Origin of the sequence: Kitasatospora sp. NPDC051702, assembly GCF_040681575.1 — a bacterium.
GTDB lineage: Bacteria > Actinomycetota > Actinomycetes > Streptomycetales > Streptomycetaceae > Kitasatospora.
Map to the genome: position 1 here is coordinate 83,642 of NZ_JBFAZB010000018.1, position 16,712 is coordinate 100,353.

General features: G+C 77.1%; 13 protein-coding genes. 8 read left to right on the plus strand and 5 right to left on the minus strand.

What is annotated here, in order from left to right; genetic code table 11:
* Positions 1–73 precede the first annotated feature (73 nt).
* Positions 74–580, plus strand: a complete 507-nt coding sequence (locus tag AB0N04_RS17640) for an FMN-binding protein (RefSeq protein WP_360209619.1) — start codon at positions 74–76, stop codon at positions 578–580.
* 7 nt (positions 581–587) lie between these two features.
* A complete protein-coding gene (locus tag AB0N04_RS17645; protein WP_360209616.1) occupies positions 588–1,358 on the plus strand; it encodes an FAD:protein FMN transferase in 771 nt (256 codons plus the stop codon).
* A 46-nt stretch (positions 1,359–1,404) separates the two neighbouring features.
* Here AB0N04_RS17645 and AB0N04_RS17650 read toward each other — a convergent pair whose 3' ends face one another.
* Positions 1,405–2,394, minus strand: coding sequence for an NUDIX domain-containing protein (locus tag AB0N04_RS17650; protein ID WP_360209613.1), 990 nt, complete (start codon positions 2,392–2,394; stop codon positions 1,405–1,407).
* Between the two features lie 233 nt (positions 2,395–2,627).
* Between AB0N04_RS17650 and AB0N04_RS17655 the strand changes: the two genes are divergently transcribed.
* The 6 genes from AB0N04_RS17655 (at position 2,628) to AB0N04_RS17680 (ending at position 10,181) form a co-directional block, all read left to right on the plus strand.
* Entirely contained in the window at positions 2,628–3,464 is an 837-nt protein-coding gene (locus tag AB0N04_RS17655; protein ID WP_360209610.1) for an alpha/beta hydrolase, read from the plus strand.
* Between the two features lie 374 nt (positions 3,465–3,838).
* Positions 3,839–5,716 carry an amidohydrolase gene (locus AB0N04_RS17660; RefSeq protein ID WP_360209776.1) on the plus strand — a complete coding sequence of 626 codons (1,878 nt, stop codon included), beginning with the start codon at positions 3,839–3,841 and terminating at the stop codon, positions 5,714–5,716.
* Between the two features lie 84 nt (positions 5,717–5,800).
* Positions 5,801–6,463: a hydrolase gene (locus AB0N04_RS17665; protein ID WP_360209607.1), complete on the plus strand. Its 663-nt coding sequence runs from the start codon at positions 5,801–5,803 to the stop codon at positions 6,461–6,463.
* Between the two features lie 59 nt (positions 6,464–6,522).
* Complete coding sequence (locus tag AB0N04_RS17670; protein ID WP_360209604.1) at positions 6,523–7,047, plus strand: DoxX family protein; 525 nt, start codon at positions 6,523–6,525, stop codon at positions 7,045–7,047.
* Positions 7,028–7,771: a YoaK family protein gene (locus tag AB0N04_RS17675; protein WP_360209602.1), complete on the plus strand. Its 744-nt coding sequence runs from the start codon at positions 7,028–7,030 to the stop codon at positions 7,769–7,771. Before AB0N04_RS17670 ends, AB0N04_RS17675 begins: the two co-directional genes overlap by 20 nt.
* Positions 7,772–7,895: 124 nt before the next feature.
* A complete protein-coding gene (locus AB0N04_RS17680) occupies positions 7,896–10,181 on the plus strand; it encodes a helix-turn-helix domain-containing protein (protein WP_360209599.1) in 2,286 nt (761 codons plus the stop codon).
* Here AB0N04_RS17680 and AB0N04_RS17685 read toward each other — a convergent pair.
* The 4 genes from AB0N04_RS17685 to AB0N04_RS17700 all read right to left on the minus strand — a co-directional run bounded on the left by AB0N04_RS17685 (position 10,178) and on the right by AB0N04_RS17700 (position 16,535).
* Positions 10,178–11,203, minus strand: a complete 1,026-nt coding sequence (locus tag AB0N04_RS17685) for a helix-turn-helix domain-containing protein (protein WP_360209597.1) — start codon at positions 11,201–11,203, stop codon at positions 10,178–10,180. The genes AB0N04_RS17680 and AB0N04_RS17685 overlap by 4 nt on opposite strands.
* A 196-nt stretch (positions 11,204–11,399) precedes the next feature.
* Positions 11,400–12,452 (minus strand): alpha/beta hydrolase, encoded by a 1,053-nt coding sequence (locus AB0N04_RS17690; protein WP_360209594.1) that lies wholly within the window; start codon positions 12,450–12,452, stop codon positions 11,400–11,402.
* 212 nt (positions 12,453–12,664) lie between these two features.
* Complete coding sequence (locus AB0N04_RS17695; RefSeq protein WP_360209591.1) at positions 12,665–13,618, minus strand: helix-turn-helix domain-containing protein; 954 nt, start codon at positions 13,616–13,618, stop codon at positions 12,665–12,667.
* Between the two features lie 151 nt (positions 13,619–13,769).
* Positions 13,770–16,535: a LuxR family transcriptional regulator gene (locus AB0N04_RS17700; RefSeq protein ID WP_360209588.1), complete on the minus strand. Its 2,766-nt coding sequence runs from the start codon at positions 16,533–16,535 to the stop codon at positions 13,770–13,772.
* Positions 16,536–16,712 lie beyond the last annotated feature (177 nt).

A 16,712-nucleotide genomic window follows, 5' to 3' on the forward strand; every position in this document is an offset into this window, starting at 1 on the left:
GTCGCGTCCCGGCCGTCGTCGTCCCGGCGAACCACTGAACCGCCGAACCACCGAACCCCGAGGAGGCCCGCCCATGCGCCGAGCCGTCGTCAGCACCGCCGCCACCGCCGCCGGAGTGGTCCTGCTGCTCTCCCTCAAACCGCACGGCGCCGCCGGGCCCGCCCCGGTGATCAGCTCGGGCGGGGCCGCCGGCTCCGACGGCTCCGCGTCCGGCTCGGCCGGGTCCGCCGCCGGGGCCTCCGACGCCACCCCGGCCCCGTCCGCCTCCCCCACCGGGGCCGGCGGGACGGGCGGCGCGGGTACCGTCCGGAAGGTCACCGGAGACGCCGTGAACACCCGCTACGGGCCGGTCCAGGTCGCGGTCACCCTCAGCGGGAGCAGGATCACCGCCGTCGACGTGGTCGAGTACCCCACCGAGGACCGCCGCGACCGGGAGATCAACAGCTCCGCGCTGCCGCTGCTCAACCAGGAGGCGCTGGCCGCCCAGAGCGCGCACGTCGACGTGGTCAGCGGCGCCACCTTCACCAGCGACGGCTACGCCCGCTCCCTGCAGAGCGCGCTCGACCGCGCCGGGCGGTGAGGCCGCCGTGCTCCGCCACGCCGAGCCCGTCATGGGCACCGTCTTCTCCTTCGCCGTCCGCGACCCGGGCCCGGACACCGCCGACGTGCTGCGCCGGATCGCCCGGCGGCTGCACCGGATCGACGCGGTCTTCTCGCCCTACCGGACGGACAGCCAGATCAGCCGCCTCGACCGGGGCGAGCTCGGCGTCGACGACTGCGACCCCGAGGTCCGTGCCGCCCTGGCGGCCTGCCGCGAGGTCGCCGACGAGACCGACGGCTACTTCACCGAACGCCCCGGCGGCCGGCTCGACCCGAGCGGCTGGGTCAAGGGCCGGGCCGTCGAGGAGGCCGCCGGGATGCTGGGCGACGCCGGGGCCCGGCAGTACTGCGTCAGCGGCGGCGGGGACGTGCAGACGGCCGGCGGGCCCTGGCGGATCGGCGTCGCCCACCCGCTGCGCACCGGCCGGCTCGCCGCCGTCCTGGCCGGCGACGGCCTGGCCGTGGCCACCTCCGGCACCGCCGAACGCGGCGCGCACGTCCTCGACCCGCACACCGGCCGCCCCGCGACCGGCCTCGCCTCGCTGACCCTGGTCGGCTCCCCCGGCACCGGCATCGCCCGCGTCGACGCCTGGGCCACCGCCGCGTTCGCGATGGGCCCCGACCGCGCCCTCGCCTGGGCCGGGCGACGCCCCGGCGTCGAAGCCCTGGCCGTGCTGCCCGACGGCACCAAGCGCTGGACGCCCGGCCTGCCCCGGCACCTCCCGGCCGTCGGCCCCGCCGACTTCCGGCCGGTCTGAGCCGCCCGGGCCTGCGTTCGAGGAGGAACCCGGGCCGCGGCCGCGCTCAGCGGACCGACGCGGCCCGCCACGCCTCCCGGGCGACCAACGGCGCCAGGTAGGACCACCGCCGCGAGCCGTCCGGGCAGTCGCCGCCCTCCACCAGCGCCGACACGGCCTTGCGGGTGAACGGCACCCAGGCCGCCATGTCGTGCTCGAAGGTGCTGTGGCAGGCCTCGCGGCGCAGGTCGATCTCGGCGGCGTCGAGCCCGGAGCGGACGGTGGCGACCAGGGTGAAGCAGGACGCCGGCGCGCTCCAGCCCAGCCAGCTGATCACCGGCGGCCCGACGTCCTCCGGGCGCAGCCCCAGCTCCTCCTCCAGCCCGCGGTGCACCAGGCCGTAGAAGTCCTCCGCCGCACCGGGCTCGTCCCGGTACTTCATCGTCTCGTTGATGCCGACCGTCCACTGCGCCGGGAAGGTGTTCACCGCCAGCGAGCGCCGCAGCAGCAGCAACCGGCCCGCGCGGTCCCGCACCGCGACGCAGGCGCTGACCATGGTCGGCGGGGCGACGGCCACGAACCCGGTCAGGCCGAGCTCCAGGGCCTCCCGCACCCGCCGCGCCGAGTCCGCGTCCTCCCGGCCGAGCCGGGTCGTGGCCATGCACTCCGCGTAGTCGCTCTCCGCGATCCGCACCTCGCACACCCGGGCCCGGCTGTGCTCGCCGTGATCGACCGTCAGCCGCGAGACGTACGCCGTCCGCCCGGCCGCCCCGGCGGCGCGCTGCCGGTCCACCTCGTCCCGCCAGGCTGGGGTGGACAGCGCGTGCGGGCGCTCCACCCGGCCGCCGTAGTCCGTCACCAGCGTCGCGGGCGACAGCGGCCGCGTCGCCGACCAGGTGATCAGCGGCACCAGCCCGTCGGCCTCCGGGTCGTGCGCCCGCGCCCCCGGTGTCAGGCTCGCCCGCCGCACCCGGGCCAGCGGCACCCGCGAGCCCCCGTACTTGGCGAAGTCGTAGACCAGGTTGGTCACCACCCCGAGCAGCAGTGCCCCGCCCATCCCCAACCACCACTCCACAGAGGTCCCCCCGCCTCGAAGCCGACTCCCATTCTGGAGTTCCGGCGCCCCGGGCGACACCCGTTTCCGACGCCGGCCGACGGAGCGTCGGGCGGCCCCGGCAGCACGGCGCTCCGGGAGCACAGGCCGTTCCCTCAGGGGCAAACCGCCCGGCCCGCCCGCTCCTAGCGTGGAGCGCGTCACCACCCCACCCCGTCCCCGAGGGAGCACGCACCATGCCGTTCATCACCGTCGGCCAGGAGAACACCGCCGCCATCGAGCTCTACTACGAGGACCACGGCTCCGGTCAGCCGGTCGTCCTCATCCACGGCTTCCCCCTCGACGGGCACTCCTGGGAGCGGCAGAGCGCCGCCCTGCTCGACGCCGGGTACCGGGTCGTCACCTACGACCGCCGCGGGTTCGGGCGGTCCTCCCAGCCGACCACCGGCTACGACTACGACACCTTCGCCGCCGACCTGCACACCGTGCTGGAGACGCTGGACCTGCGGGACGCCGTGCTGGTCGGCTTCTCGATGGGCACCGGCGAGGTCGCCCGGTACGTGTCCGCCCACGGCTCGGACCGGATCGCCAAGGTCGCCTTCCTGGCCTCCCTGGAGCCCTGCCTGCTCAAGACCGACGACAACCCGGACGGCGCCGCCCCGAAGGAGTTCTTCGACGGCGTCGTCGCAGCGGTGAAGGCCGACCGCTACGCCTACTACCGCGACTTCTTCCAGGACTTCTTCAACCTCGACGAGAACCTCGGCAGCCGGATCAGCGAGGAGGCCGTCCGCAACAGCTGGAACACCGCGGCGAGCGGCGGCTCCTTCGCGGCCTCGGCCGCGCCCTCGACCTGGTACACCGACTTCCGGGCGGACATCCCGCGCGTCGACGTGCCCGCCCTGATCCTGCACGGCACCGGCGACCGCATCCTGCCGGTCGAGAACACCGGCCGCCCGTTCCACCGGGCGCTCCCCTCCGCCGAGTACGTGGAGATCGAGGGCGCGCCGCACGGCCTGCTCTGGACCCACGCCGAGGAGGTCAACGCGGCGCTGCTGGCCTTCCTGGCGAAGTGACCGCCGCGGCGGGGTGACTCCCCCGCGGCCCCGTCACCGCACGGGCGGGCCCGCCGACCGCCCCCACCGCACCCCGACCGGCCGAGCCCCGAGCCCCGTACCGGACGTCCCCCCGAGGACGCCCGGTACGGGGCTCCGTCGCGTTCCCGGGGCTCCCGCGGGCCGGCCCGCGCACCCCGGCCGGGACCGGTGCGCTCCGGGGACGGGGGCGGTGCACGGAGCGCCAACTCCGTTGTGCGGAGCCGACTTAACGTCAAGTCAGGCGGCCGGACGGGCCGCCCCCGTACATCCCGGCCCGTCCGGCCGCCACCACCGCCGCCCGCGCCCGGGCCGGCGGTCCGGAGCCACCACAGGAGGTAGTCGAGGTGCCTGCAATGCCGGTCAGCGGGCTCGTCCCGCGCGCCGTCGAGGCCGCCGCGGACGTCGTCGTCCGCAACGCGCGGATCCACACCGGGGACGCCCGCCGTCCGCAGGCGGGCGCCCTGGCCGTCCGCGACGGGCTGTTCACCGTCGTGGGCGAGGACGCCGACGTCGCCGCCGTGGTCGGGCCGTCCACCGTCGTGGTGGACGCGCTGGGCCGCCGGGTGGTGCCCGGCCTCAACGACGCCCACCTGCACGTGATCCGGGGCGGCCTCAACTACGTCCTGGAACTGCGCTGGGACGGCGTGCCCTCGCTGCGCCTGGCCCTGGCGATGCTCCGCGAGCAGGCCGCCCGCACGCCCGCGGGCCAGTGGGTGCGGGTCGTCGGCGGCTGGTCGGCCGAGCAGTTCGCCGAGAAGCGGCTGCCCACGCCCGCCGAACTGAACGAGGCCGCGCCGGACACCCCGGTGTTCGTGCTGCACCTCTACCAGTCGGCGATCCTCAACCGCGCGGCGCTGCGGGCCGTCGGGTACACCCGTGACACGCCCGACCCCAGGGGCGGCCAGATCGTCCGCGGCCGGGGCGGCGAGCCCAACGGCGTGCTGCTGGCGGCGCCGAGCGCGCTCGTCCTCTACTCCACCCTGGCCAAGGCCCCGGCCCTGGAGGGCGAGGACCGCCGCACCTCCACCCGGCACTTCCTGCGCGAGCTGAACCGGTTCGGGCTGACCTCGGCGATCGACGCGGCCGGGGGCTTCCAGAACTTCCCCGAGAACTACGGCACGGTGACCGAACTGGCCCGGGACGGCCTGCTGTCGCTGCGCATCGCCTACCACCTGTTCCCGCAGACCCCCGGCCAGGAGCTCGACGACCTGGCCCGCTGGGTCGCGACCGTGCGCCCCGGCGAGGGCGACGCCTGGCTGCGGCTGAACGGGGCCGGCGAGAACCTCACCTGGGCCGCCGCGGACTTCGAGAACTTCGCCGAGCCGCGGCCCGAACTCGGCCCCTACGAAGCCGAGTTCGAGAAGGCCGTCCGCCTGCTCATGGAGCACGGCTGGGGCTTCCGGCTGCACGCCACCTACGACGAGACGATCCGGCGCGACCTCGCGGTGTTCGAACGGCTCGCCGCGGAGGGGCTCTTCCCCGCCGGCAACCGGTGGCTCTTCGACCACGCCGAGACCGTCTCCCCGGACAGCCTCGACCGCATCGCGGCGCTCGGCGGCTCGCTCTCCGTGCAGAACCGGCTGTCCTTCCAGGGCGGGGCGTTCGCCCGCCGGTACGGCGCCGACGCCGCCGCCGGGGCCCCGCCGCTGCGAGCCATGCTGGAGCGCGGCCTGACCGTGGCCGCCGGGACGGACGCGACCCGGGTGTCCTCCTACAACCCCTGGGTCGCCCTGCACTGGCTGGTCTCCGGGCGCACCGTCGGCGGGCAGGCGACGCGCCCGCCGCGGAACCGGGTGGACCGTGCGACCGCGCTCGCCCTGTACACCAGGGCCGGCGCCGAACTGACCGGCGAGCAGGACGTCAAGGGCGTGCTCCGGGAGGGCTGCTACGCCGACCTCGCGGTGCTCTCCGCGGACTACTTCACCGTCCCCGAGCCGGACATCCCGCACATCGAGTCCGTGCTGACCGTCGTCGGCGGCCGGATCGTCCACGCCGCCGCCGAGTACGAGGGCATGGCGGAGGAGCTCCCGCCGGTCAGCCCCGACTGGAGCCCGGTCGCCCGCTTCGGCGGCTACCAGGCCCACCACCCGGGCACCAGCGGCGCGGGCGCCCGCCAGGCGGAGCTGCTCGGACAGGTCGTCGCCGAGTCGGAGCTGCAGCGCCGGTGGCGCGCGGACCGCGGCGACCTGACGGAGCACGCCCAGCCGTTCGACCCCTGCTTCCTGCTCTGACGCCGTCCGGCTCCCCGGACCGCCCCACCCCGACCTCCTCCACCCCACCGGCGTGGAGGCTCCCCCGACCGAAGGGAAACCCCCATGTTCGACGCGAACCAGGTCAGCGCCACCCCGAGCCCGGACCTGCTGACCCCCGACAACGCCGTCGTCCTCTTCGTGGACCACCAGCCGCAGATGTTCTTCGGCACCGGCAGCGGCGACCGGACCGCGATCATCAACGCCACGGTCGGCCTCGCCAAGGCCGCCAGGGCCTTCGACGTGCCGGTGGTGCTGACCACCGTCGCCGCCGAGTCCTTCTCCGGCCCGCTGCTGCCGCAGCTGGCCGCCGTCTTCCCCGACGCGGAGGTCCTCGACCGCACCTCGATGAACGCCTGGGAGGACCGGGCCGTCGTCGACGCCGTCAAGGCCACCGGCCGCGGGAAGGTCGTCATCGCCGGCCTGTGGACCGAGGTCTGCCTGGTGCTGCCGGTGCTCTCCATGCTCGCCCAGGGCTACGAGGTGTACGTCGTCACCGACGCCTCGGGCGGCGTCTCCCCGCAGGCCCACGAGCACGCCGTGCAGCGCATGACGCAGGGCGGCGCCGTCCCGGTGACCTGGGTGCAGGTGCTGCTGGAACTGCAGCGCGACTGGGCCCGGGCGGAGACGTACGGCGCCGTCATGGAGGTCGTCAAGGAGCACGCCGGCGCGTACGGCCTGGGCGTCGTCTACGCGCAGACCGTCATCGGGGCGCACGCGGCGGGCTGAGCCCCGCCGGCGCGCGACACCCGATCAGGAACCAGGGACAGGAACAGGAAGCGGACACGATGGATACCGGACTGCTGGTCCTCCGGCTGGTGGTGGGCCTGCTCATCGCCGGGCACGGGGTACAGAAGGTGAGCCACCGCCTCGGCGGCCACGGCCTGGCGGGCGGGACGGAGGAGTTCCGGCACGACGGCTTCCTCGGCGGCCCGCTCACCGCGCTCGCCGCGGGGGCCGGCCAGATCGGCTCGGGCCTGTTCCTGGCCCTGGGGGCGCTCACGCCCCTGGCGGCCATGGTCGCCATCGGCGTGATGACGGTGGCGATCACCGTCAAGCGCCCGAACGGGCTCTGGGTGCAGGACGACGGCTACGAGTACCCGCTGGTGCTGGTCGTGGTCACGGGCTCGCTGGCGCTCACCGGCCCGGGCCGGTGGTCCGCCGACCACGCGCTCGGCCTGCCCGGGTGGCCGCTCTGGCTGCCCGCCCTGGCCGTCGCCCTCGGCCTCGCCAGCGGCCTGCTGACCCGGGCTGTGCTGCACCGCCCCCCGACCGGGGAGGAGGCGGCCGCCGGTGCGCGCCCTGCTGGCTGACGCGCTGCGGACGGTGCGGCCGCCCCGGGCGGACCGGCACGGCCCGCTGCCGCCGCTGATGCTGCTGCTGACGGTGGCCACCGGTCTGGTCGACGCGGTGAGCTACCTCGGCCTCGGGCACGTCTTCGTGGCGAACATGACGGGCAACGTGGTCTTCCTGGGGTTCGCCCTGGCGGGGGCCTCCGGGCTGTCCGTCCCGGCCTCGCTGGTCTCGCTGGCGGCGTTCCTGACCGGTGCGCTCACCGGCGGCCGGCTCGGCACCCGGCTGGCGGCGCACCGCGGGCGCCTGCTGGCCCGGGCCGCCGCCGTCCAGGCCGTCCTGGCCGCCGCCGCCACCGCCACGGCGGCCGCCTCCGGCACCGGGGCCACCGCGTCCGGCGGCGCCGGGTACGCGCTGATCGTGCTGCTGGGGCTGGGCATGGGGCTGCAGAACGCGGTGGCCCGGCGGCTGGGCGTGCCCGACCTGACGACCACGGTGCTCACCCTGACGCTGACCGGGCTCGCCGCCGACTCGGCTCCGGCCGGGGGCGGCGCGCCCCGCCCGGGCCGGCGGATCCTCTCCGCGCTGGCGATGATGCTCGGCGGCGTCGCGGGCGGGGTCCTCGTCCTGCACGGGCTGCTGGTGGCGGCCCTCGGACTCGCCTCGGCGCTGCTGCTGGCCACCGCCGTGACGGCCCACCGAGTCTCGGCCCCCGACGCCCCGTGGGCGCCGCCGGTGGCCTGAGCCGCGGGTCGGTACCGCTGAAGGGCCGCCAGGCGGCGGTCCTTCAGCGGTGTGCCCCCGTCGTCGCCGCGGCACAACCGCCCATACCCCTCTGTATGATGATCTTTCAACAGTTGGGGGGTTCATGGACCAGCAGGCGCCGCAGGCCCTGGGGCCGCTGCTGCGCGCCCACCGGCACGCCGCCACGCTGACCCTGGAGGAGCTCTCGGAGCGCTCCGGCGTCAGTGCGCGAGCCATCGGCGACATGGAACGCGGCCACAGCCGGGGCCCCCAGCCCCGCACCGTCGACGCCCTCGCCACCGCCCTCGGCCTCCCCCCGGACGACGCCGCGGCCCTGCTCGCCGCCGCCCGCTCCGGCCGCCGGCGGCAGCCGGCCGTCACCGCCCGGCCCTGCGAACTCCCGCCCGCCGTACCCGACTTCACCGGCCGTGCGACCGAGACCGACTGGCTCGCCCGGACCACCACCGACCCCCGGGCGCACCGGGTGTCGATCGTCTCCGGCGCCCCCGGCCTCGGCAAGACCGCACTCGTCCTGCACGCCGGCCGGGCCCTCGGCGAGCGCTTCGCCGACGGCTGCCTCTTCCTCGACCTGCGCGGACTGGACACCGACCCGGTCCCCCCGCACGACGCCCTGGCGAGCCTGCTCCGGGCCCTGGGGGTGCGCGAACGCGACCTCCCGGTCGACACCGCCGAACGCCAGACGCTCTACCGCGGCCTGCTGCGGGAGCGGGACGCCCTCGTCGTCCTGGACAACGCCGCGCACGAGGGCCAGCTGCGCGCCCTGCTGCCCGGGCCCGGCCGGGGCACCGTCTGGGTCACCAGCCGCCGCTCGCTCACCGGCATCGAACACGCCCGGCGCCTCGTCCTGGAGCCGCTGCCCGCCGAGTCCGCCACCACCCTGCTCGGCGCGATCCTCGCCCAACGCGACGACCACCCGGCCCGGGACGACCGGCCGGCCGGCGGCGGCCACCCGGCCGACCCCGCCGCCCTGGCCCGGGTCGCCGACCTGTGCGGACACCTGCCGCTGGCCCTGCGCATCGCCGGCAACCGGCTGCTCAGCCGGCCCGCCTGGGACGCCCGCGACCTCGCCGACCGCCTCGACGACGAGGACCTGCGGCTCCACCGCCTCGCCGCCGGCGACCTGCGGATCCGCTCCGCCTTCCGGCTCTCCTACGAGCAGCTCGGGGAGCCCGAGCGCCGTCTGTTCCGCCGCCTGGCCCTCGTCCCCGGCCCGGACTTCGACGCCGCCGCCGGCGCCGTGCTCACCGGTCTGCGCCCCGGCCCGGTGGAGGAGATGCTGGACGAACTGCTCGAACTCGGCCTGCTCGGCACCACCGCCGGCGACCGGATGCTGTTCCACGACCTCCTCCGCCTCTACGCGCGCGAGCGGCTCGACGAGGAGGAGGGCGCGCAGGAGCGCCTGGCCGCCGACACCGCCCTGCACCGCTGGCTGCTCGACACCGCCGCCGCCGCGGGCCAGTGCTTCCAGCCCGACGGCCCCCGGCCCGGCAGCGCCTTCGCCACGCCGCGGGCCGCCCAGCTGTGGCTGGAGGCGGAGAGCGCCAACTGGCTCGCCGCACTGCGGCGGGCCGCGGTGGAGGGCCGGCACCCCGAGGTGGTGCGGACCGCCGAGTCCATGCACTGGTTCTCCGACCGCTGGACGTACTGGGGGCACTGGCCCGAGGTGTTCGGTCTCTCCCGCACCGCCGCCCGCGCGCTCGGCGACACCGCCGCGGAGGCGACCCACACCAACTACCTCGCCTGGGCGCAACTCTCCTGCCTGGGCCGCCCCCGCGAGGCGCTCGCCACCGCCGGCCAGGCCGCGGACCTCGCCGACCGGGCGGGGGACACCGTCCAGCAGGCCTGGGCGCGCTTCTACGCGGCCAGCGCCGCCAACCGGCTCGGGGACCTCGACACCGCGGTCCGGCGGGCCCGGCACTCCGCCGAGCTGTTCGCCGCGGCCGGCGACCGCGAGGGCCACCCGCAGGCGCTGATGGCGCTCTCCGCCGCCCAGCACCGGCAGGGCGCGGAGGCGGACTCGCTGGCCACCGCCGACACCATCCTCGGGCTGCTGGCCGACCCCGCCACCGCGCCGGGCGCGGCGCACATCGTCGACTTCACCACGGCCAACGCGCTGATCGGCAAGGGGCGGGCGCTGCTCGGCCTCGACCGACCGGCCGAGGCCGAGGCCGCCTTCACGCAGGCCCGCCGGGTGAGCGACCGCGTCGGCGTCCCGATGCTGACCGGCATCGCCGCGGTCGGGCAGGCCCGGGCCCTGGACGCCCTCGGCGAGCGGGACCGCGCGGTCGCCGCGGCGCGCGAGGCCCGGGCGGCCGCGGAAACCGCCGGCGACACCGTCCGGCAGGCCGAGGCCACGGCCCTGCTCGCCGACTGGACCGACCGTCCCTAAGCGCCGTCCCGGCGGGTGGGCGCGCCGGGCCCGGCCACCGGGCGGGGCAGCCCGGCCCGCAGGGCGGGTTCCGCCGCCGTGCTCGCCGACCACTCGCTCGGCGAGACGCCGTAGGCGGCCCGGAACGCCCGGCTGAAGTGACTGGCGCTGACGAACCCCCAGCGGCCCGCGACCGCCGCCACGGTGGGCCGCCCCGCGGCCGGGCGGGCCAGGTCGCGCCGGCACATGTCGAGCCGCTGGCGCTGGATCCAGCGGACCACCGTGACGCCCTCGAAGCGGAAGAGCTTGTGCAGGTAGCGCACCGACACGTGGTGGGCGGCCGCGATCCGCTCCGGCCCGAGGTCGCGGTCCCCCAGGTGGCGCAGGATGTGGTCCTTGATCCGCGCCAGGGTGGCCAGCGCCGCCTCCGGGGCCGGCGGGGCCGACCGGCCGCGGCGTTCCTGGGCCAGCACGGCCAGCAGGTCCAGCGCCGTGGTGGCGAGCCGGCCGGCCACCGCCGGCTCCAGCTCCCCGGCCGAGCGGGCCAGCCGTTCCAGGTAGGCGGCCACCAGCCCGGCGGTGCCGGCGGAGCCGTCGAAGGCCGTCGCGGTGAGCACCCGCAGGTCCTCGTCGGAGACGCCGACCGCCGTCCTCGGCCAGTGGAAGGCGGTGAACTCGAAGTGCTCCGGGAGCTCCTTGACGAACGGCCGGCCGGCGTCGGAGATCGCGAAGGTGCCCGGGTCCAGCGGCACCTGGCGGTCGTTCTGGAGCAGCCGGGCCCGGCCGCGGTGCTGCAGGGCCAGCGTGATGTGGTCCTCACCGCCCCGGGCGATCAGGCCGGCGCTGCGCACCACCCGCTGCGGGCCGCCCCGCACCCGGGAGACCTGCAGTGCGCCCAGCCGCCGGCTGGTGATGGTCGCGGCCGCGGGCTCGGCCTCGAGCAGGGACACGTCCAGCGGGATGAAGGTGCGGGAGACCGCCTCGTGCCAGTACTCGGCGCGTTCGGCGGGCGGGATCGGGGCGGTATCGAGGACGACAGTCATCAACGCTCCTACGACGGCTGTCGGGCACGTCGGACCAGCCGGTCCGGCGGCACGGGCGGGGAGGGCGGCGGGCGCGGGGACCGCGCCCGCCGGCTCCTCCATCACACCCCGCAGCGGTGCCCCGGACCAGGAGGAACAACAGGAGGAACTTCGCCCGCCGCCCGGACCGGAACGCCCCCGCCGGCCCGGCGGGTCGTCACCAGGAGTGCCGGTGCAGGGCGACGTGCACCGTGTCGACGGCCTGGATCAGCGCCGCGCGGGCCGTCCCGGTGGGGCAGTGGCCGGCGAGCAGCAGGAAGCCGTGCACCGCGCCCTGGTAGCGGGTCGCCACCACCGGGACGCCCGCCGCGCGCAGCCTGGCCGCGTACGCCTCCCCCTCGTCCCGCAGGACGTCGGCCTCGGCGGTGAGCACCAGCGCCGGGGGCAGCCCGGCGAGCTGGTCCAGCCCGGCCCGCAGCGGGGCGGCGGTGGGCTCCAGCCGCCGCTCCGGCTCCGGGACGTAGGCGTCCCAGAAGCGGCGCATGTGGTCGCGGTGCAGGAAGTAGCCCGTCGCGTAGCGGTGGTAGGACGGGGTGTCCAGGTCGGCGTCGGTCACCGGGCAGACCAGCACCTGGTGCAGCAGCGGGGCGTCGCCGTGCCGGCGGGCGAGCAGGGTCAGCGCCGCCACCAGGTTGGCGCCGGCCGAGTCCCCCACCGCGGCGATCCGCCGCCCGTCCAGGCCGAGCAGGTCGCCGTGCGCGTGGATCCAGCGGACGACGGCGTGGCACTGCTCGACGGCCACCGGGTAGCGGGCGAGCGGGGCGGCGGCGTAGTCGACGTAGACCACCGCGGCGTCGGCGCCCAGGGCGAACTCGGCGATCAGCCGGTGGTAGGAGGCGGCGTCCCCGAGCGCCCAGCCGAGGCCGGGCAGGAGGAGCACCACCGGGCTCGGTTCGACGGTGCCGGCCGGTCTGGTGACCTGGACGCGCACCCGCCCGGTCGGCCCGCAGGGCAGCTCGAACCAGCGGGTGGTGGTGCCGTACGGGTCGTCCGCTCCGCCGTCCCCCGGCAGCCGCCCGGCCGGCTCCCCCGGCCATGACGCCGGCCCCGCCGTCGGACCGGGCGTCGGGGCCGGGCCGTCCGCCACGGCCAGGAAGCCGAGGTCCGGGAGCTCCGCCGCCGGGCTCCCGGCCCGGGCGTCCAGGAACTCCTGGAGCGCCCGGTCGAGCACCGGTCGGCCGCCGTGCGAGGGGGTGGTGGTGTCGGACAACGCTGATCTCCTGGCGTGGACGGATGGACGCCGCCGCGCCCGACGGGCGCCACGGCCGGAGCCCGGTGCGCACCGGGCGGGGCGTCGGCCCGCGGCCCCCGCCGCCGACGCGCCGCTCGACCGTACTGCGGGCGGGCCGCCCCGCCTGGTCTGTCCGCGCACGGATTTCCCGCCGGGGCAGGACCGGGGAGCGGCCGTCGGCGTGCGACCGGTCAGCCGGCCGTGCCGCCCCCGGTCGCCCGCCACTCGCGCGGCGACACCCCGTAGGCGGCGCGGAAGGCCCGGCTGAAGTGCGCCGGGTTGACGAAGCCCCAGCGCTGGGCCACGGAGGAGACGGTCGGCGCGGTGCGCCCGCGGCGGGCCAGCTCCTCGGCACAGGCCTCCAGCCGGCGCCGCTGGACGAACCTGCTCACCGTCAGCCCCTCGCCCTCGAAGAGCCGGTGCAGGTAGCGCACCGAGATGTGGTGGGCGCCCGCGACGCTCTCCGGCGACAGCCCCGGGTCCTGCAGGTGGCGGTCGATGTGCGCGCGGATCCGGCGGACCAGGTGGTCGTTCGGGGCTTCCGGCTCCTCCACCGCCCGGCCGGTCAGCTGCCCGACGAGCGTGCTGAGCAGGTCCGCCACGCTGCCGGCCAGCCGGTCGCCGATCGGCGCGGGGTAGGAGTGGGCGGACGCCGCCAGCGTGCCCAGGAAGGGCAGCAGGACGGAGCCGCACCCCTCGCCGGGCGTGACGGCCGTGCCCGCCACCTGCCGCAGCTCCCCCTCCGACACCCCCAGCAGCCGGCGCGGCAGGTGGAACAGGTGGGTGCGGAAGCGTTCCGGATAGTCGAGCGAGTAGGGCCGCGCGGTGTCGTACAGCACCAGCCCGCCCCCGGCCACCTCGGCCCGTCGGCCGTCCTGTTCCAGCACGGCCCGCCCGGACACCTGCACCCCGACGCCCACCTGCGGTTCGGTCCGCGACCGGGCGATCAGGCCGGCGGTCCGGGACACCCGCGCCGCGTCCGCCTCCAGCGTGGAGACCCGGACGTACCCGAGCCGGTGCGACGCCAGACGGCCGTCGAACGGCCGCGCGGCGAGCGGGACCACCTCCACCGGCACCACCGTCCGTGACACCGCCTCGCCCCAGAACGCCGCCTTCTCACCGTCCGCCACCGACGCGGTCGTCACCTGCCAGCCCACCCGGCCGCCCTTTCCCCGAAGCCCTGCGCGGCCAGCCTGCTCCGCGGGTCGGACGCCGAGTTAGGTCATCTGACTGCCCCGTCGCGGCGGTGCGCCCCGGGGCCGGGCACGGTGCACGGGGAGGACAGGACCGGGCCGGTCAGCCGGGGTCGAGGGCGTGCGCGAGCGCGGCCCGCGAGGTGATGCCGAGCTTCGGGAAGACCTTGTAGAGGTGCGCGGCGACGGTGCGCGGCGACAGCTGCAGCAGCCCGCCGATCTCCTTGTTGGTCAGGCCGGTCGCCGCCAGCCGGGCGATCCGCAGCTCCTGCCCGGTCAGGGCCGCGGGGCCTGCGCCCTCCTCGGCGGCCGCGGCGGGGCCGCCCGGCTCGGGCGCCACCTGCTCGCCCGCGGCCCGGAGCTCCTCCTGGCAGCGCCGCGCCCAGGGGTCGGCCCGCAGCCGGCGGAAGGCGTGGTACGCCGCGCGCAGCACCTCGCGGGCGCCCGGCCGGTGCCGCCGGCGCAGCCAGGAGCCGTGCGCGAGCCGCAGCCGGGCGGCGTCGAACACCCACCGCTCGGCGTCGGGTACGGCGAAGGCCGCCCGGTACGCCTCGTCGGCACCGGCGTCGTCGGCGGCCACCGCGGCGGCGGCCGCGACCAGGAAGGCGTGGTGGCCGGAGATCCCGGCCGCGCCGACGGCCTGCGCGGCCGCCAGGTGCGCCCGCGCCTGGGCGTGGCGGCCGGTGTGCACGGCGGCCGTCACCAGGTCGAGGACCAGCGCGTGCCGCCAGGGCGGCCCGACGGGCGGCCGCTCGGCCGGAGCCGCCGGGGGGACTGCGGAGCCCGGGGCGACCGGGGCGAGCTGCGCGTACGCCTCCTCGTACCGCCCGTGGGCGAGGGCGGCGAGGCCCCGCAGGTGGGCGAGCCGGTCGAGGACGAAACGCATCCTGGCCCGGGTGGCGGTCGGCCCGATCGCCCGCTCGACCTCCCGCAGCCCCTCTTCGTCACCGCGGCCGGCCAGGAACTGGGCGTGGTAGTAGCGGAACATCAGCGCGTTGGCGTGGTAGCCGAGTTCGTCCGCGACCGCCGCCTCGCGCAGGCAGACGGCGGCCTGCTCCCAGCGGCCGAGCAGGAAGTCCTCGTGGCACTTGGCCTTCGCCACCGAGCCCTGGGTGGCGAAGCCGTGCAGGCCGGTGAGCCGCTGCCAGAGGTCGCCGCCGGGGCAGTCGAGCGCCGACGCGGTCCACAGCAGCAGCCAGGAGGCGCCCGCCTCCTGCTCCTCGGTCATCCCGTCGGCGACGGCGCGCAGTTCCCCGGCCACCGCCGGGTCCGGGTCGGTCCAGGCCCGCAGGCAGAGCCGGCCCGCCTCGGAGACGCTCCCCCGGTGGCGTTCCAGGGCCCGCCAGGCGCAGGGGTCGTCGGTGTGGGTGGCGGACAGCAGCAGCTTGAAGTAGACCTGCTCGACCAGCCCGCCGAAGGTGTCGGCGCCCGGCGCGGTCATCGCGTCGAGGGCTGCGGGCAGCAGCGCCGCGGAGGACGCGAAGTCGACCCGGTGGCTCTGGTCGACGTACACCCGGGCGTAGGCGAACAGCGGGGCGACGTCCGCCGGGACGGGTGCGCCGGACAGCCCGGCGACCAGCTCGGCGCTGTGCCGCAGCTGCCCGCCGCGGGCCGCCATCACGGCGGCCCAGGTGAGCCTGCGGGCGCGGTCGGCCGGGTCCGGGCTGAGGGCCGCGGCGCGCTCCAGCAGCAGCGCGCCCTCCGCGTCGCCGCCGCGGCGGGCCAGCCGGCGGCCGACCTCCTGGAGGCGGTCGGCGAGGGCGGCGTCCGGGAACAGGGCCGCCGAGGCCTCGTGGACCAGCCGACGCGGGTCGTCCGGGGCGAGGGCGGCGGCGAGCGTGCGGTGGGCCGCGCGCCGGTCGGCGTCGGAGGCGCCCGCGACCACCGCGCTGCGCACCAGCGGGTGGCGGAACACCAGCCGGCCGGCCGGGTCGAGCCGGGCGAGCCCGTCGGCCTCGATCCGCTCCAGGCTGCGGCGGGCGTCCTCGTCCGCGAGGGCGCTCAGCCACCCACTACCGGCGTCCGCGCCGGTGGCCAGGGCGCCGAGCAGCAGCAGGCGGCCGGCCTCCGGGGTCGTCCCGCCGAGCCGCTCGGCGAACATCCGCTCCAGCGTGCGCCCGAGCGGCAGGTGGTCCGGCAGCGGGGCGGCGCCGCGCTGCTGGGCGCCGGCCAGCTGCCGGGGCAGTTCGACCAGTGCCAGCGGGTTGCCGACGGCCTCGGCCAGCACCCGGTCGGCCGTGGTCGCGGCCAGCCCCGGGTGCCGGTCGGCCAGCAGTGCCGCCGCGTCGGCCCGGTCGAGCGCGCGCACGTCGACCGGCTCGTCCGACCAGCTCGAGGCCGCCGAACCCGCCGGGCGGCCGGCCCCGACGATCACCAGGGGCAGTTCGGCGCAGCGGCGGCGCAGGAAGGCGAAGACGGCCGCGCTGGAGGAGTCCACCCAGTGCAGGTCGTCCAGGAGGAGCAGGACCGGGGCGGTGCGCGCCGCGTCGCCCAGCAGCGCGAGGGTGGCGGCGCCGACGGCGAAGCCGCTCGGGGTGCCGGCCCGGACGCCGAGCGCGCTCTCCAGGGTGTCCCGCTGGTGGGGTGACAGGCCGTCCGAGCGCCGCAGGAGGGCCCAGACGGCCTGGTGCAGCGCGCCGAACGCGAAGTCGGTCTCCGCTTCGGCGCCGACGGCCCGCAGGACGGTGAAGCCGCGTCCGCGCGCCTGCCGCTCGGTCCAGGCCAGCAGGGTGCTCTTGCCGACCCCGGCCTCGCCGCGCAGCAGCACGGCGGTGCCGCCGGCGCCGCCGGCCGCCCGGACCAGGGCGGCCTCCAGGAGCCCGGTCTCCCGCCGCCGGCCGATCAGGGCGGGGCCCCGCGTCTCGTCCACCACTCTCGTTCCTCCCGGGTCGGCCGGCCTGCTCGCTGCCCCGGCCTCCCCAGGTTATCGCTCGTCAGCGGGCCTGGCGGACGTGCGCGACGGGCCCTCACCACCCCTTCTCGTCATCTTGACGAGATGCACCCGGGACCTTTATCGTCCTCATGACGAGAAGAGGTGCTCCTCCCC

Excerpts from the sequence above, each read along its gene's own strand:
- AB0N04_RS17680 (WP_360209599.1), top strand. The coding sequence starts at position 7,896 with ATGGACCAGCAGGCGCCGCAGGCCCTGGGGCCGCTGCTGCGCGCCCAC.
- AB0N04_RS17670 (WP_360209604.1), top strand. The coding sequence starts at position 6,523 with ATGGATACCGGACTGCTGGTCCTCCGGCTGGTGGTGGGCCTGCTCATC.
- AB0N04_RS17685 (WP_360209597.1), bottom strand. The coding sequence starts at position 11,203 with ATGACTGTCGTCCTCGATACCGCCCCGATCCCGCCCGCCGAACGCGCC.
- AB0N04_RS17655 (WP_360209610.1), top strand. The coding sequence starts at position 2,628 with ATGCCGTTCATCACCGTCGGCCAGGAGAACACCGCCGCCATCGAGCTC.
- AB0N04_RS17660 (WP_360209776.1), top strand. The coding sequence starts at position 3,839 with ATGCCGGTCAGCGGGCTCGTCCCGCGCGCCGTCGAGGCCGCCGCGGAC.
- AB0N04_RS17650 (WP_360209613.1), bottom strand. The coding sequence starts at position 2,394 with ATGGGCGGGGCACTGCTGCTCGGGGTGGTGACCAACCTGGTCTACGAC.
- AB0N04_RS17665 (WP_360209607.1), top strand. The coding sequence starts at position 5,801 with ATGTTCGACGCGAACCAGGTCAGCGCCACCCCGAGCCCGGACCTGCTG.
- AB0N04_RS17640 (WP_360209619.1), top strand. The coding sequence starts at position 74 with ATGCGCCGAGCCGTCGTCAGCACCGCCGCCACCGCCGCCGGAGTGGTC.